General features: G+C 67.0%; 17 protein-coding genes. 6 read left to right on the plus strand and 11 right to left on the minus strand.

Annotated features, from left to right (window positions below; all coding sequences use genetic code 11):
• Positions 1–66: 66 nt before the first annotated feature.
• The 7 genes from ACV7NQ_RS01745 to ACV7NQ_RS01775 all read right to left on the minus strand — a co-directional run bounded on the left by ACV7NQ_RS01745 (position 67) and on the right by ACV7NQ_RS01775 (position 6,997).
• Positions 67–582 carry an arginine repressor gene (locus ACV7NQ_RS01745; protein ID WP_463357973.1) on the minus strand — a complete coding sequence of 172 codons (516 nt, stop codon included), beginning with the start codon at positions 580–582 and terminating at the stop codon, positions 67–69.
• Between the two features lie 105 nt (positions 583–687).
• On the minus strand, positions 688–1,629 hold the full coding sequence (gene argF, locus ACV7NQ_RS01750) for an ornithine carbamoyltransferase (RefSeq protein WP_463357974.1): 942 nt from the start codon (positions 1,627–1,629) through the stop codon (positions 688–690).
• Positions 1,626–2,840, minus strand: coding sequence for an acetylornithine transaminase (locus ACV7NQ_RS01755; protein ID WP_463357975.1), 1,215 nt, complete (start codon positions 2,838–2,840; stop codon positions 1,626–1,628). The genes argF and ACV7NQ_RS01755 overlap by 4 nt, the downstream gene beginning before the upstream one ends.
• A complete protein-coding gene (gene argB / locus ACV7NQ_RS01760) occupies positions 2,837–3,772 on the minus strand; it encodes an acetylglutamate kinase (protein WP_463365493.1) in 936 nt (311 codons plus the stop codon). The genes ACV7NQ_RS01755 and argB overlap by 4 nt, the downstream gene beginning before the upstream one ends.
• A gap of 41 nt (positions 3,773–3,813) precedes the next feature.
• Positions 3,814–5,037, minus strand: coding sequence for a bifunctional glutamate N-acetyltransferase/amino-acid acetyltransferase ArgJ (gene argJ / locus ACV7NQ_RS01765; RefSeq protein ID WP_463357976.1), 1,224 nt, complete (start codon positions 5,035–5,037; stop codon positions 3,814–3,816).
• Positions 5,034–6,092 carry an N-acetyl-gamma-glutamyl-phosphate reductase gene (gene argC / locus ACV7NQ_RS01770; protein WP_463357977.1) on the minus strand — a complete coding sequence of 353 codons (1,059 nt, stop codon included), beginning with the start codon at positions 6,090–6,092 and terminating at the stop codon, positions 5,034–5,036. Before argC ends, argJ begins: the two co-directional genes overlap by 4 nt.
• A 161-nt stretch (positions 6,093–6,253) precedes the next feature.
• Positions 6,254–6,997 (minus strand): ArsR/SmtB family transcription factor, encoded by a 744-nt coding sequence (locus ACV7NQ_RS01775; protein WP_463357978.1) that lies wholly within the window; start codon positions 6,995–6,997, stop codon positions 6,254–6,256.
• A 28-nt stretch (positions 6,998–7,025) separates the two neighbouring features.
• Between ACV7NQ_RS01775 and ACV7NQ_RS01780 the strand changes: the two genes are divergently transcribed.
• The 3 genes from ACV7NQ_RS01780 to ACV7NQ_RS01790 all read left to right on the plus strand — a co-directional run bounded on the left by ACV7NQ_RS01780 (position 7,026) and on the right by ACV7NQ_RS01790 (position 9,503).
• Positions 7,026–7,715 (plus strand): cytochrome P450 family protein, encoded by a 690-nt coding sequence (locus ACV7NQ_RS01780; RefSeq protein ID WP_463357979.1) that lies wholly within the window; start codon positions 7,026–7,028, stop codon positions 7,713–7,715.
• Positions 7,715–8,497 carry an isocitrate lyase/PEP mutase family protein gene (locus ACV7NQ_RS01785; protein WP_463357980.1) on the plus strand — a complete coding sequence of 261 codons (783 nt, stop codon included), beginning with the start codon at positions 7,715–7,717 and terminating at the stop codon, positions 8,495–8,497. Before ACV7NQ_RS01780 ends, ACV7NQ_RS01785 begins: the two co-directional genes overlap by 1 nt.
• 325 nt (positions 8,498–8,822) lie before the next feature.
• The gene (locus ACV7NQ_RS01790; RefSeq protein WP_463357981.1) at positions 8,823–9,503 is read left to right on the plus strand and encodes a Clp protease N-terminal domain-containing protein; all 681 of its coding nucleotides are present in this window, start codon (positions 8,823–8,825) and stop codon (positions 9,501–9,503) included.
• 187 nt (positions 9,504–9,690) lie between these two features.
• Here the strand turns inward: ACV7NQ_RS01790 and ACV7NQ_RS01795 are convergent, their stop codons facing one another.
• A complete protein-coding gene (locus ACV7NQ_RS01795) occupies positions 9,691–10,182 on the minus strand; it encodes a pyridoxamine 5'-phosphate oxidase family protein (protein ID WP_463357982.1) in 492 nt (163 codons plus the stop codon).
• A gap of 65 nt (positions 10,183–10,247) precedes the next feature.
• On the opposite strand from ACV7NQ_RS01795, the gene ACV7NQ_RS01800 reads away from it, so the two are divergent.
• The gene (locus ACV7NQ_RS01800; RefSeq protein WP_463357983.1) at positions 10,248–11,234 is read left to right on the plus strand and encodes a helix-turn-helix transcriptional regulator; all 987 of its coding nucleotides are present in this window, start codon (positions 10,248–10,250) and stop codon (positions 11,232–11,234) included.
• 130 nt (positions 11,235–11,364) lie between these two features.
• Here the strand turns inward: ACV7NQ_RS01800 and ACV7NQ_RS01805 are convergent, their stop codons facing one another.
• Positions 11,365–12,126, minus strand: a complete 762-nt coding sequence (locus ACV7NQ_RS01805; protein ID WP_463357984.1) for an alpha/beta fold hydrolase — start codon at positions 12,124–12,126, stop codon at positions 11,365–11,367.
• Entirely contained in the window at positions 12,127–12,579 is a 453-nt protein-coding gene (locus tag ACV7NQ_RS01810; RefSeq protein ID WP_463357985.1) for an epoxide hydrolase family protein, read from the minus strand. It lies immediately after the preceding gene.
• 63 nt (positions 12,580–12,642) lie between these two features.
• On the opposite strand from ACV7NQ_RS01810, the gene ACV7NQ_RS01815 reads away from it, so the two are divergent.
• Both ACV7NQ_RS01815 and ACV7NQ_RS01820 read left to right on the plus strand, forming a co-directional pair.
• Complete coding sequence (locus ACV7NQ_RS01815) at positions 12,643–13,608, plus strand: helix-turn-helix transcriptional regulator (protein WP_463357986.1); 966 nt, start codon at positions 12,643–12,645, stop codon at positions 13,606–13,608.
• 372 nt (positions 13,609–13,980) lie between these two features.
• On the plus strand, positions 13,981–14,541 hold the full coding sequence (locus ACV7NQ_RS01820; RefSeq protein ID WP_463357987.1) for a hypothetical protein: 561 nt from the start codon (positions 13,981–13,983) through the stop codon (positions 14,539–14,541).
• 142 nt (positions 14,542–14,683) lie between these two features.
• On the opposite strand, the gene ACV7NQ_RS01825 is transcribed toward ACV7NQ_RS01820, so the two are convergent.
• Positions 14,684–15,547: an NmrA family NAD(P)-binding protein gene (locus tag ACV7NQ_RS01825; protein ID WP_463357988.1), complete on the minus strand. Its 864-nt coding sequence runs from the start codon at positions 15,545–15,547 to the stop codon at positions 14,684–14,686.
• Positions 15,548–15,571: the final 24 nt, after the last annotated feature.

A 15,571-nucleotide genomic window follows, 5' to 3' on the forward strand; every position in this document is an offset into this window, starting at 1 on the left:
GCTACGTTCCCACGATCGAAGCTCTCTTCGCACGCTATGGGGCGGAACCTTCTATCGGACCCGCACTCAGGCCAGCTGTTCGATTTCGGCGGCTAGTTGGGCGCCGGTGAGGGGTTCGCGGGCTATGACGGCGATGGTGTCGTCGCCTGCGATGGTGCCGACTATGTAGGGGAGGGCGGCGCGGTCCAGGGCGCTGGCCAGGTAGTGGGCGGCGCCGGGTGGGGTGCGCAGAACTGCGATGTTGCCGCTGGCGTCGGTGGAGACCAGCAGGTCGCCGAGGAGTTTGGAGAGGCGGTCGGTGCCGCCGGTGACGCCGCGGACCGGGCTGCCATCTTCGGGAACCACGTAGACGCCCGCGCCGCCGTCGGCGGCCCGCAGTTTCACCGCGCCGAGTTCATCGAGGTCACGTGACAGAGTGGCCTGGGTGGTCTCGATGCCTTCGGCGGACAGGAGTGCGGCGAGTTCGGTCTGGCTGCGAACCGCATGCGCCAACAGCAGTTCGATAATGCGCGACTGCCGACCGGCGCGGGTACCGGCGATCGCCGGGCCGGGCTTGCCGGGTTCCGGGCGGGTAACGCTCATCGCGCCACCTCGCCCCTGGTTCGGTCGCTCTGCTCGCTCACGACTCCACCTCGCCGGTATTCAATTCCGCGGTACCCGAAAGCACTGTGCCCTTGGCTGGTTCGCTCACGCCGCACCCTCGTTACGTCTGGCAAGCAACCACACCAGCAGCGCCTTCTGCGCGTGCAGGCGGTTCTCGGCCTCATCCCAGACGACGCTGTGCGGGCCGTCCAGCACCTCGTCGGTGATCTCCTCGCCGCGATGCGCCGGAAGACAGTGCAGCACAACGGCATCGGACTGTGCGTGGGCGAGCAGTTCGGTGTTGAGCTGGAACGGACGGAACGGGCCGACGCGGTCCAGGCCGTCGTTCTCCTGGCCCATCGAGGTCCAAGTGTCGGTCACCAGCGCATCGGCGTCGGTCGCGGCGGCGACCGGGTCACCGGTGAGGGTGATGATGGCGCCGGTTTCGGCGGCGCGTTTGCGGGCGGCTTCCAGGATCCACGGCAGCGGCTCGAAACCCGCTGGGGCGGCGATGGTTACGTTCAGTCCGGCGGTGACGCCGCCGAGCAGCAGCGAATGCGCCATGTTGTTGGCGCCGTCACCGAAGTAGGTGAGGTTGCGGCCGACCAGGCTGCCCTTGCGCTCGGCGAGCGTCTGCAGGTCGGCAAGCAACTGGCACGGGTGGAACTCGTTGGACAGCGCGTTCACCACCGGAACCGTTGCGGTGGCTGCCATTTCGTCCAGGCGCACCTGCTCGAAGGTGCGCCAGACGATCGCGTCGACATAGCGCGACAGCACCGTACCCGTGTCGCCGAGGGTTTCCTCACGACCGAGCTGGGTGTCGCGTCCGTCGACGACCACCGCGTGCCCGCCGAGCTGGGCGATGCCCATTTCGAAGGAGAAGCGGGTGCGGGTGGAGTTCTTCTCGAAGATCACCCCGACACCGCGCGGTCCGTCCAACGGCCGGTGCGAGAACGGCGCCTTCTTCAGTTCGGCTGCGAGCGTGAGAATTTCGGCCTGTTCGACCGGAGTCACATCGTCGTCGCGTAGGAAGTGGCGCAGGCTCATCCCTTGGTTCCCTTCGCATCTTCGGCGGCGCCGTTCAGAATCTCCGGCAGGTCGGCGACGAAGTTGTCGGACTGTGTTTCGGTGAGCACCAATGGCGGCGCGAGCCGGACGACGTTCGGCTTCGGCGCATTCACCAGGTATCCGGCCTCCCGCGCCCTGGTCTCGATCTCGGCCGCAGCGTCCTCGGTCAGCACGATGCCCAGCAGTAGACCGGCGCCACGCACATGGTCGATCAGCGGATGCTCCAGCAGTTCGATGCCGTCACTGAGCCGCTTACCGACGGACTCGACGTGCGCGAGCAGATCCAGTTCCTCGATGGTGCGCAGCACCGCAAGGGCGGCGGCCGCGCAGACCGCGTTGCCGCCGAAGGTGGTGCCGTGCAGACCCGGTGTCAGCAGATCGGCGGCCGGCCCGGTGGCGAGCACGGCTCCGATCGGCAGTCCGCCGCCGAGACCCTTGGCGAGGGTGATCACATCCGGCACGACGCCGAAAGCCTGGTGCGCATAGAACTTTCCGCAGCGCCCGATACCGGTCTGCACCTCGTCGAGGACCAGCAGCGCGCCGTGCCGCGCGGTGATCTCGCGTGCCTTCACCAGGTAATCGATGGGCGGCACCACGACGCCGCTCTCCCCCATGATCGGCTCGAGGAACACCGCGGCGGTGTCCTCGTCCACCACGGCCGCCAGGGCCGCGGCGTCACCGTAGGGCACGTGTACGACGCCGGGTGGCATCGGCTCGAACGGCGACCGCTTCGACGGCTGCCCGGTGAGTGCGAGCGCGCCCATGGTTCGGCCGTGGAACGCCTCGTCGCAGGCGATGATCTTGCTCCGGCCGGTCATCCGCGCCATCTTGAATGCCGCCTCGTTGGCCTCGGTGCCGGAATTGCAGAAGAACGCCCGGCCGTGCCCGTCGCCGAATTCGCCGTCACCGAAGTGTGCGAGCAGCCGCTCGGCCAGTTCGATCACCGGCTCGTTGGCGTAGAGATTCGAGGTGTGCCCAAGAGTGCCCAACTGCTGGGTGACCGCCTCCAGGATCGCCGGGTGGGCGTGGCCGAGGCTGTTGACGGCGATGCCGCCAAGGAAGTCGACGTAGCGCTTGCCGTCCGCGTCGTAGACCACCGCCCCCGCGCCGCGCGTCAGCGCGATCTTCGGCGTGCCGTAGTTCTTCATCATCGCGGCGGACCACCGCTGCTGCAGATCTGGTGTGTTCATGATTTCGTTCCGTTCAGTGCGCTTGCCCCGTCCGGTGTGGACAGCACGGGCGTCACCATCGTTCCGATTCCTTCTCCGGTGAACAGCTCCAACAGGACCGAGTGCGGGACACGACCGTCGATGACGTGCGCGGTAGGCACTCCGCCCTGAACGGCACGCAGGCAGGCTTCCATCTTGGGCACCATGCCTGCATCCAAGCTCGGGAGCAACTTCGCAAGCTCGGCGGCGTCGATACGCGAGGTGAGTGACGAGCGGTCCGGCCAGTTGGTGTACAGGCCTTCGACGTCGGTCAGCACCACCAATTTCTCGGCGCCGATCCCCTGGGCGAGCGCGGCCGCGGCGGTGTCGGCATTGATGTTGTGCACCACGCCGTCGACATCGGGGGCGATGGTCGACACCACCGGGATGCGTCCGGCGCCGACGAGGTCGAGGATCGATTCCGGGTTCACCGCGGTGACGTCGCCGACCAGACCGACGTCGGTAGGCTCGCCGTCGACATCGACGGTGCGCCGGGTTGCGGTGAACAGTCGCGCGTCCTCACCGGAGATACCGACCGCGTACGGGCCGTGTGCGTTGATCAGCCCGACCAATTCCCGGCCGACCTGACCGAACAGCACCATCCGCACCACGTCCATTACTTCGGGCGTGGTGACCCGGAAGCCGCCGCGGAATTCGCCTTGCAGGTCGAGCTTTTTCAGCATCGCGCTGATCTGCGGTCCGCCGCCGTGCACCACCACCGGGTGCACGCCGACGGTGCGCAGGAAGGCCATGTCGGCGGCGAAGGCCCGCTCGAGGTCCGCGTCGATCATCGCGTTTCCGCCGTATTTGACGACCACGATCTTGTCCCGGAACTTCTGCAGCCACGGCAGCGCCTCGGCCAGCACGTGCGCCTTGTCCAGCGCCGAAAGATCGTGCAGCACTTGACCGCTCATGCCCGAGGGCGCTGTGCCGATGACTCGCTCGCTGCGCTCGCTCATGAGCTATAGGCCGAATTCTCTTCGACATAACCGTGTGAGAGGTCGGTGGTGCGGATCATCGCCATGCCGTCGCCGACATTCAGGTCGATGAGCACGTCGATATCGGCGCGCGCCAGGTCGACCTCGCGCGCGCCGGGTGCGCCAACGCTGTCGATACAGACCGGACTTCCGTTGAACGACACCGAGATCCGGTTCGGATCGAGGGTGATGGGCGCGATGCCGACGGCGGCGAGTACCCGGCCCCAGTTCGGGTCGGAACCGAACAGCGCGGTCTTGACCAGGCTGTCGCGGGCGACGGCGCGCGCCGCGATCAGCGCCTCGTCCTCGCTGATCGCACCGGCGACGGTGACCCGCACCCGCTTGGTGACACCCTCGGCGTCGGCCATCAACTGCGCGGCCAGGTCGTCGCAGACCGCCAGCACCGCGGCATCGAGGTCTTCCTGCGACGGCGTGACCTCGCTGGCGCCGTTGGCCAGCAGCAGCACGGTGTCGTTGGTGGAGCAGGAGCCGTCGACGTCGAGCCGGTCGAAGGTGAGTCGAGTCGCGTTGCGCAGCGCCCGATCCAGTTGTGCCGCGGGCACCGCGGCGTCGGTGGTGAGGACCACGAGCATAGTCGCCAGCGAGGGGGCGAGCATGCCCGCGCCCTTGGCCATGCCGCCGACGTTCCACTTGTCGCGGTGGTGGAAGGCCGCCTCCTTGGGCACGGTATCGGTGGTCATGATCGCGTGCGCCGCGTCGAGGCCGCCGGAGAGGCCGCCGCCCATCTCTTTCACGATCTCGGTGATCGCGGGGATCACCTTGTCCATCGGTAGCCGGTCGCCGATCAAACCGGTGGAGCAGACGGCGATTTCGCCGGCGCCGGTCTCGGTGCCCCAATTGCTCAGCGCCGCAGCCAATTCCTCGGCGGTCTGGTGGGTGTCCTGGAATCCGCCCGGCCCGGTGCAGGCGTTGGCACCACCGGAGTTGAGGATGACCGCGCGCAGTCGGCCCGAGGTCAGCACCTGCTGCGACCACAGCACGGGTGCCGCCTTCACCTGGTTGCGGGTGAATACGCCCGCGGCCGCGTACTCCGGCCCTTCGTTGAATACCAGCGCCAGATCGGGCTTCCCGCTGGCCTTGATGCCCGCGGCGATGCCTGCTGCCCGGAAGCCGAGCGGGGCGGTCACGCCCTGGGTCCGGACCAGCTTGCCACGCGCAGCGCTGGCTTCGGTTGTCGTCACGGTGCTACTCCTACGGTGGAAAGTCCTGCGGTCTCGTCGAATCCGACAGCCAGATTCATGGATTGCACCGCAGCGCCCGCGGTGCCTTTGGTCAGGTTGTCGATCGCGCCGATCACCACGAGCAGACCCGCGTCGGTGTCCACCGCGACCTGCAGGGTGACGGCATTGGAGCCGAGCACCGAACCGGTCTGCGGCAGTTGCCCTTCCGGCAGCAGATGCACGAACGGTTCGTCGGTGTAAGCCTTTTCGTAGACGGCGCGCGCCTGCGCTGCGTCGACTCGGGTCGGCGCGGTGCACGTGGCGAGAATGCCCCGTGGCATCGGCGCCAATACCGGCGTGAAGGAGACGGCGACATCGGTGCCGCCCGCGGCCTTCAGGTTCTGCGAGATCTCGGGCGTGTGCCGGTGCGCGCCGGCGATGCCGTAGGCCCGGACCGAACCCATCACCTCGGACCCGAGCAGGCCGACGTCGAGCTTGCGGCCAGCGCCCGAAGTACCGCTCACCGCAACCACATTTACTTTCGGCTCGACGATGCCCGCGGCGACCGCCGGTGCCAGCGCGAGGCTCGCCACCGTGGGATAGCAGCCGGGCACGGCGATCCGGCTCGCGCCGCGCAGCTTCTCCCGGCCGCCGGGCAGTTCCGGTAGTCCGTAGGGCCAGCTGCCCGCGTGGGCGCTGCCGTAGTACTTCTCCCAGGCCCGCGCATCGGTCAGCCGGAAGTCGGCGCCGCAGTCGATGATCACCATCGAGTCCGGCAGCGCCGTCGCGATGGCGGCGGACTGGCCGTGCGGCAGGCCGAGGAACACCACGTCGTGCCCTGCCAGCTCGTCGGCAGAGGTTGGCGCGAGCACTCGATCGGCCAGCGGCAGCAGATGCGGCTGATGCTCCGCCAACATGCTGCCCGCGTTCGACCCCGCGGTCAGCACGCCGATGACGAGGCGCCCGGCGCGGTATTCTGGATGCTCCAGCAACAGACGCAGCACCTCACCGCCCGCGTACCCGCTCGCACCGGCCACCGCGACCCGCAACACGGGTCCGTCCGCTGAATCAACCATGTGATGATTATGCACGATTATGCAAGCCCATTCATGAACGGGGTATCGCGCCGGCCGCTCAACCCTGCGACGAGCGGGAATACCAGCACCGCAGTCGCGACCTGAGTAACCGCGACGATGATCGGCAAACCTGTCGCCCGCAGACCATCGCTGCGGCGGACTCAGCCCAGCACGGCGGGATCGATGCCGAGTACGTCGTTGAGGCCGCGCTCGCCTTTCGGCGTCACGCGGATGGCGCGGCTGGCGCCGACTCGGTGGATCCAATCGAGGTCTTGCAAACGGCGGCAGAGGTGGGCGCCCGCGGCGCCACCCAGGTGGGTGCGACGTTCGGTCCAGTCGAGGCAGGGACGGGCGATGGGGCGGCGGGTGGCGCGCAGGGCGGCGGGGTCGATGCCCATCTGGTCGGCGAGCCAGGTCAGTCCGGCCGGGGTGAGGGCGAACCCGCCGTCGGTGTCGAGCAGGGCGCGAGTGGTCATCGCGTCAGCGATGGCTACGCCGAGTCGTCCGGCCAGGTGGTCGTAGCAGGTTCGGCCGCGGGCCAGCGCGGCCGCGACGGTCGCCGAGCGGAGGTTCTTCACTTCGGTGCGCGGCGGGTCGAGGTGGTCGACCATGGCCTCCAGTAGTTCGGCCACCTGGGGGCCCGCCAGTTGCACGTAGCGGTGCCTGCCCTGACGGCGTTCGACGAGTAGGCCGCCGTTGAGCAGTCGGTTGAGGTGTTCGGTGGCGGTGGACGGCGCGACGCCCGCGTGGCGCGCCAGTTCGCCCGCGGTCCAAGCGCGGCCGTCGACCAGGGCCAGGCACATGTCGGCACGGGTGCGGTCGGCGAGCAATGCGGCCAGTCCGGCCAGTTCGGCTCCTCGGGTGTGCACCCCACCATGATGGTGCGCGGTTGTTTCGGCGGCCACCGAAACAACCTCGCACTACGGTCGCGGTATGAACGGGACATGTCCAGTGATCACCGACCCCGATCGGGTGCGGGATGCGCTGCTGAATGCGCCGATGCCTGCGGTTGCGCAGGTGGGTACGCCGCCGGGGATCGCGTGGTTGCGCGCCCATGTTCCCCGCTTCTGCGACGGGCCGGTGCACGAGCGGCGGCGGGCATTGGTTGAAGCCGAATTGGCTCGGATCTCCCCGGACCTGTTGCGCCGGCGGGCCAGAGCGGTCGCCGACGAACCGTTCGCCCATGTGCGCGTTCTCGCCGAAGCCCTTGGGCTGCCTGGCATCTCACTTTCGGCGGTAGACGTGGTCGCCGCGCACTATCAGCCGCACACGCCGGACGATCCCGCCGCCGATCGTGCGGTCGCGGAGCTGGTCACCGCGTGCGGAAATGTGGCGGACGAAGGCACGGCGGCCCGGATCAGCCTGCTGGTTCAGGCTTGCGCAGCGACGGGTGGTCTGGTGGCCAATGCCCGACAGTCGGGCACGGCGGGTTCGGCCGATGAGCGCATCGCACGGACCATGACCGAAGACCCGCCGGTTCGCCAGACCAGGCGCGTTGTGGACGACGAGCTGGTAGCGCTGGATTTGACCCAGGATGGCCTGGGATTCGGTGCGGGACCGCACGAGTGCCCCGGGCGCGAGCACGCCATTGCCATTGCCACCGGAATCATCGAAGGATCCTGATGAACAAGACGAAGATCTTCCACGAGCTGCACCATGGCGATCAGCCGCTGATATTGCCGAACGCCTGGGATTTCGGTTCCGCGGCGATGCTCGCGGCCGAAGGGTTTCCGGCGATCGGGACAACCAGTCTCGGAGTTGCCATCGCGGCCGGGCTCCCCGACGGTGCGGGCGTCACTCGCGACGAAACACTCACGGTCGCAAGTCGATTGGCGCGTCTGTCGGTGCCGGTGACAGTCGACATCGAAGGCGGTTTCAGCGAAGACCCCGGGACGGTCGCCGAATTCGTCGCACAGTTGGCCGAATTGGGGATCGCCGGAGTGAATCTCGAGGACGGTCGTTCTGAAAGCGCACTCGCCGAACCGAACCACCTGGCGGCGCTGATCGCCGCGATCAAAGCCCGCGCACCGGAAATGTTCATCAACGCCCGAGTCGACACGTATTGGCTGAAGCTAGAACACAATTCGACCCACGCCCGCGTCGAGCAGTATACGAGCGCGGGCGCGGACGGAATCTTCGTTCCCGGCATGACCGACCCGGACCAGATCGGCCGGTTGGTCGCCGCGACTCCGCTGCCGGTCAACATGCTGTATGCCGCGAAAGGCACGTCGATCGCGACACTCGCTTCGTTGGGTGTACGCCGGATCAGTACAGGTTCACTGCTCTATCGCGCCGCACTCGCGGCAATCGTCGGCGTTGCCCGCACGGTGCGCGAGGACGGCCGGGTAGGCGCAGAGATTCCCAGCTACCGCGAGGTGCAGGCCATCACTGCCTCCGACTCCTGAAGTCGTGGCGGCCGCTCGGTTCTGACCACACCACCTACCAGCCCCGATTGCCACTCAACTCACACTGCGGCGCTGCCCCCGGAGCCGCCCCGGCAGCGCAGCGTGCCATACCGGCCCGATCACCGCACAACCTCACGCCGCGGCATTAAGATGATGTGTACGGATGCCACAGTGCCTCCAGACGCCCTGCGAACCGGTTCACGTTCGGGTGGAACCGTCGAGGTGCGCTGCGATATTGCGTTCAGGTCGGGCCGAGATGGCGAACATGGGCTCGTCGCTGCGTGGATTGGTGGATAATCGGAGAGAGGCCCGGAGGGAGGTGGCCGTGTTCGACAAGTTCTCCGATGAGGCGCGGCGCGTTGTTGTGCTGGCACACCAGGAGGCGCAACAGCTCGATCACGACCATATCGGCGCCGAACATCTGTTGATCGCCGTTCTTCGCCAATGCGAGTCCGACAGCGGTTGCGCTGCCGCGCAAGCCTTGGCACAGTTGGGAATCGAACCTGCTGCCGCCATAGCAACGATCAATCTGACGCCCGGACGGGCGAAACAGGCTGCGGCGGGGCACATTCCGTTCACTCCGGATGCCAAGCGGACGCTCGAGGGCGCATTGCGAGAATCGATTGGCGAGGCCTCGATAGCTCCTGAGCATATGCTGCTCGCACTGTTTTGGCTCGGCGCGCGCACCCCGGGCACCGAACTCGCCGAGGCGATCACCGTGCTGGGCGTGTCCTATGCCGATCTGCGCAAGGCCATCCGGCATCCGGGACCGCCGCCGGAACCACCCGCCCTCCCCTATGCGCCGTCTGCCACCACGGCACTCTTGCGCGCCGCGACCGAGGCTCGCGACCACGACAGCACCAGCATCGAAACCGCGCACCTCCTGCTCGGAATACTGGCCAGCGACCGCGATCTCACCGATCACGTATTCGGTGCGATCGGGATCGACCCGGCGGTGGTCTCTGCCGAGGTGCTGGACTACCTCGCACACGCAGGCGAACACTGATCGTTAGAGCACGCTCGGGCCTTGGCGGCCCTCCCGCGTGGGCCTTCACCCCCGGCCTGAAGGCCGGAGCACTGGCCCACTTCCCGGTAGCGGTACTCGGATACGCACCCAACCGGTCGCCACCTGGCAGTGCGCGCCGTATCGACTGTCGCCCGAGCCAAGTCAGTCGATCTGGCGCACGCAACCGTCAGTGCTTACGCACCACCCGCTCCCCTTGCCCCGGCTTCCAGATGGTGATGTCCAGGTGATCGTCGACGACTGTGACGGTCGACGCGCTGGTCGGATCGGCGACGAAAAAGTGGTCGAATTCTTGTCCGCGGATGTCGAAACCGCTTTCCTCGAACAGGTTTTGGGCGAAGCGGGCATGGACGTCCCGGTCCGGCAGATCGGTGACGGTGCCGAACAGTTTGGCGTCGCCATCACCGACCCGGGTGTCGACAGTGGCGGTGTGCAGGCAGAAACGCGGGTCGCGCGCCAGGTCGCTGAACTTCGTCGTGTTGGGCATGCCCGCGATCACCAGCATGTTCTCGAAGATCCTCGGCTCGACCGGACTGATTCGCGGGAAACCGTCGGAGCGGATGGTGCCGAGCATGCAGAGGTTGCCGGTGGCCTTGTGGCGGCGGGTGAACACGGCGGCGATCTGGGGCGCTTCTTCGGTGAATTGGCTCCAAGTGGTCATGACACCGACGGTACGGACTATACCTGACATCTTCTGTCAGGTTTTGGGCGACTAATCTCGAATTCATGCGAGCGAGTCGACTGGTACAGCTGCTGTTGCTGCTGCAGACGCGCGGCCGGTCGACAGCGCCGGAGCTGGCGCGGGAACTCGATGTGTCGGTGCGGACCGTCTACCGCGATATCGAAGCGCTGTCGTCGGCGGGTGTGCCGGTGTACAGCGAACCGGGGCGCGCGGGCGGCGTGCAGCTGGTCGACGGTTACCGGACCCGGCTGACCGGGCTGACGACCGAGGAAGCCGACGCGGTACTGCTCGCGGGGTTGCCCGCCGCGGCCGCTGATCTGGGACTCGGCACGGTATTGGCGACCGCGCAGCTGAAGGTGCTGGCGGCGCTTCCACCCGAATTGCGCGGCCGGGCAACACGAATCGCGGAGCGCATACACATCGACGCGCCGGGCTGGTTCCACCGCCCCGACGAAACGCCCACGCTCGCAACGGTTGCCGACGCGCTGTGGCACGACCGCAGGCTGGGGGTACGGTATGGGCGCAAGGACAAGGTGGTGCAGCGCTGCCTCGATCCGCTCGGCCTGGTACTCAAGGCGGGTACCTGGTACCTCGTCGGGCGAAATGGATCGGCGGTACGTTCCTATCGCGTCAGCCGGATCGTATCCGCCGAGCCGACCGACGAAACTTTTGACAGGCCGGATGATTTCGATCTCGCCGCGCACTGGTCCGAGGCCGCGGACGATTTCGTCCGTTCGATGTTGCGGGTGCGGGCCCGGTGCCGGATCGCCGAATCACATCTGCGCCTATTGCGATTGATGAACGACCCGACCGCGGTGGCGGAGGCGCTTGCCTCGGCAGGTCCGCCGGACTCCGAGGGGTGGGTCGAGCTCACTGTCCCCTCGGAGTCCTATGAGGTGCTCGCGCACGGCATCCTGCCGTTGGGTGAGCACGCCGAGATCCTGGATCCACCCGAGTTGCGCGCTCAGCTCGCGGCAACGGCCGCGGCGATGGCGGACCGCTACGCGCGGCCCGCCCATCGTACGGTCTAGCGCCAGCGAACTCGCCATAGCTATCGCACACCTCGCGCCGCACCGGAACCCCAGCTTCGAGCCGCAACCAAGTCTCGACCACGGAACCGACAGCGCCACAGCTGTTCCGAGCACGACGATTTATCGCGACTCAGCGCAGCGATCGGAAGAATTCGCGGATGTCGGCCGTCAACAGGTCCGGCGCCTCCATTGCCGCGAAGTGACCGCCGCGATCGTATTCCGTCCAGCGCACGATGTTGTGGGCCTGCTCGGCCAGTTTCCGGATGGAGTTGTCGCCGGGGAAGATCGCCGCGCCCGTCGGCACCCCGGAGCTCTTCAGATCCACACCCCAGGAGTTCGACTCCCGGTACAGCCGGATGGAGGACGCGAACGTCTTGGTGAACCAGTAGATGCTGACATTGGTGAGCAGCGCATCGAGGTTCACCGCATCCTCGGGCAGCTCCTTGGCCGGGTTCGTCCAGCGCTGGAACATATCGACGATCCATGACAGCAGCCCGGCCGGGGAGTCGTGCATGCCGATGGCCAGGGTCTGCGGACGACCCGCCTGAACCATGGCGTAGCCGTACCGCGTGTAGCTGTCCGGCCCGGTCATCGCCTCGAGCCGCGCCTGATCCTGCGGGCTGTACTCGGATTCCGCACTGCCCCAGGACTGTTCACCTGCGCTCTCGGCGTGCTCGCCACCCCAGGACTGCTCGTCGCCGCCGCCGAAGGACGGAATCGTGATCGGCCCGTTCACGTGGATACCGGCGAGGTGCTCGGTGGCGATGCGACCGAGTTCGGTGGACACGAAGTACCCGGCATCGCCGCCCTGGGCGCCATAGCGGTCGTAGCCCAGCCGTGCCATCAGCTCGGCGATGACCTGCGCGTACCGCTCGGTTCCCCCGTCCCTCACCTACTTGGTAGGACCGGAAAAGGCGAAGCCCGGCAACGACGGGATCACCACATGGAAGGCGTCGGCGCGGTCGCCGCCGTGTGCGCGGGGATCGGTCAGCGGGCCGATCACCTCGAGGAACTCGATGAACGACGCGGGCCAACCGTGGCTCAGCACCAGCGGCAGCGCATTCGGTTCTGGTGAGCGCACATGCAGGAAATGCAGTGTCTGGCTATCGATTTCGGTGATGAACTGTGGAATTTCATTCAGCCGCGCTTCCTGGGTCCGCCAGTCGTAGCCGGTGCGCCAGTACTCGGCGAGCTGCTTCAAATAGGAGACCGGCATGCCGTAGTCCCAGCCGACGCCGGGCAGTTCGTCGGGCCACAGGATGTTCGCCAGTCGGGCGTTCAGATCGTCGATCTGGCCCTGCGGGATGTCGATGTGGAAGGGTCGGATGTCCTGTTCGGTGGTCATGCTTACGACGCTACGAGCCACTTAGGACAGCCCTGTTCCTAAGCTTCTGGCATTGTCGAAAGCATGTTGGAAACCTCAGCGCGGCTGTTCAGACTGCTCGCGCTGCTGCAGATCCATCGGGACTGGACCGGTGCCGATCTGGCCGAACGCCTCGACGTCACCGCGCGGACGGTCCGCCGCGACGTGCAGCGGCTGCGCGAACTCGGCTATCCGGTGCACGCCACCCGAGGCACTGGCGGCTACCGACTGGGCGCGGGCGCGGCGCTGCCGCCGCTACTGCTCGATGACGACGAGGCGGTAGCCGTCGCCGTCGGCTTGCGCAGCGCTTCCGACGGCACTGTCGCGGGCATCGAGGAAGCCTCGCTGCGCGCCCTCACCAAACTGGAGCAGCTACTGCCACCGCGCCTGCGCCGTCGAGTGCGCACCGTGCGCAGCGCGACGGTCCGAGTCGGCACACCGGGCACGACGGTAGAGCCGGACACCCTGATGGCGATCGCCGAAGCCTGCCAGCGCCTGGAGCAACTGCGCTTCGACTATCGCGCGCACAGCGGCACGCCGAGCCGCCGCTCGGTGCAGCCACACAGCCTGGTGCACTTCAGCCGCCGTTGGTACCTGGTGGCGTGGGATATCGACCGCGCCGACTGGCGCACCTTCCGCGCGGACCGCATCACACCCCGAGTGCCCAGCGGCCCACGGTTCACGCCACGAGAACTCCCCGAAGGCGATGTGGCGGCCCACCTTTCGATGCAGTTGTCCGCGCGCGCTTGGCCCTATCAGGCGACCGTGCTCCTACACACGTCCGCGGCCGAAGCGACCGGCAATGTGTGGCCCGGCATGGGCGTAGTCGAAGCCGTCGACGAGCACAGCTGCCAATTGCACGTCGGCGCCGACGCTCCAGGAGCACTCGTCTGGATGATCACCTCCGTCGACATAGACTTCACCCTCCTCACCGGCCCCCCAGAACTCGCCCATGCCATCCGCGCCCAGGCAACCCGCTGCGACGAGTCCCTCCGCAACTTTCCCGCGTAGCGGAGAGACCGTTCGCGCTGCTCAGCTGACGATCGCGAACAGAATCGCGGCGACCGCAAAACCTACACCGCGGTGACGGCGGTTGCACACGAATCTCAACCACCGTCGGCTTGACATCAGTGGGTCTGCGACGGTCCAGCCGGGTTGCTAGGCCCTCCGGGGTGCGCTTCGAAGGGGGCACCACAACGCCAGCGAGACGATCACGTAATTCCCAACGCGCGGTAATGCCGAGTTCCGAGCGGACTCCTCGCACTACCGCTCGGGTGCCGGCGGTCGACTCGCCGAGGCTCGGTGCTCCAAAGCCTGGGGGCGGGCGGCGAGAATCGCAAGGGAGGCTTCACTCCGAGTTCGACAACACAGGATGGGGTGATCATGGCAACTGGTGACGGCGACTGGTCAAAGCCTGCGATGATGGCGATCCCGAAGGAGGGATACTTCGAACTCGAGAGGGGTCGATACGGCCCGATATTTCCCAGAACCCCAGCGTGCTACGGCTTTACGATCATCGCAAAGGTCATACCCGGGCGCGAGGACGCTATCCGTGAGCATGGCAAAGCCTTGGAGGCTGCGGTAACAGCCGACCCCGAGGTGCTGGCACCGCTGAAACTGCACTACCTGAGATGGCAACTCTTCGAGATCGAGGGCGCAACGTACTTTCAATATCAGGGCATCTTCGACACCGACTTCGACAAGTACACCGAGGATGCGGTGATGCTGTTCGGCCAATCGGGCATCGCGACTACCTTCGAGAACCTGGAAGGATTCCCCGCGGACTGGCGAGAGCGCCCCGAAGGGTTCGTCGAGTACGTGCGCGCCCACCACGTCCCGAGCTTCGTCGAGTACGGCGAGTATCCGTATGTGACATCGAATGAGATCAAGAAGGCGCTGCGACTCAAGGCGGCGTTCTCCGACATGCTGGATCAGATGCAGTAACCGCGACACGAGGGTGCACAACCCAAGCCTCCGACCACGGCAGTCAATGCACTGTCATGCCGCCTATCGCGCGGTCCGCGAATGTCCGCTTCTGCCGAATTGAGTGCGATGCGGCCGTCCGTATCGGGCGGCCACATCGAGCTCAAGAATGGGTGGTGAGTCCTTCCAGGATCGAACGGACGGGCGTGACGGGGCGCTGGAGGAGATTCTCGAGCTCGGGTCCGGTGGCGGAGAACTCCCCGCGGCGTGCTGCGTGGAATATGCCGAGCAGCATGTTCGCTTGATCCGCGGGTACACCGTGGCCGATCATTGCGGCCGTCCACGCGTTGTCGTCGGCGACGACGCGGCGGATGGTGCGTCCGGTGAGTTCGGTGACGATGCCGGCGATGTCTGCGAGGTCGAGCGCGGCCGGTGCGGTCAGCGGCGGGGTCGGACCAACGAACCGGCCCTCGTCGGCGAGGATGATCGCTGCCGCTTCGGCGAGGTCGGCGTGCGTAGTCCAGGACACGGGCCCATCGGCCGGTGCGAGAAGTTCGCCGGTCTCGAGCGCCCGGCCGAGCAGGTGCCGGATGGTGCTGGCGTAAAACCCGTTCCGAAGCGCCGTGAACGGCGTGCCCGTCTTCGACAGGTAGCGCTCGGTGGCGGCATGGTCGGGCATCGGCGCAAAAACCGAATCCTCGGCGGCGCCCTGGTGGCTGGTGTAGAGGATGCGCGTGGCACCGGCATCGCGAGCGGCGTCGATCGCCGCGACATGCTGGGCAACCGCTGCCTCGCCCGCCTGGTTCGTGGACACGATGAGCACCTGCGTTGCGCCCTCGAACGCATCGGCGAGGGAGTGGGGGTCGGTGAAGTCGCCGCGTCGCACGCGTACCCCACGTGCGGCCAGGTCGCCGGCGCGGTCGGTGTCGCGCACGCTGACGCCGACCCGGTCCGCCGAGACCCGATCCAGCAGCCGATCAACGATCTGGGAGCCGAGCTGGCCGGTACCGCCAGTAATGATGATCATGTTGGCCTCTCATGCTAACACTGG

Source organism: Nocardia sp. Tas62D01, from assembly GCF_055232035.1.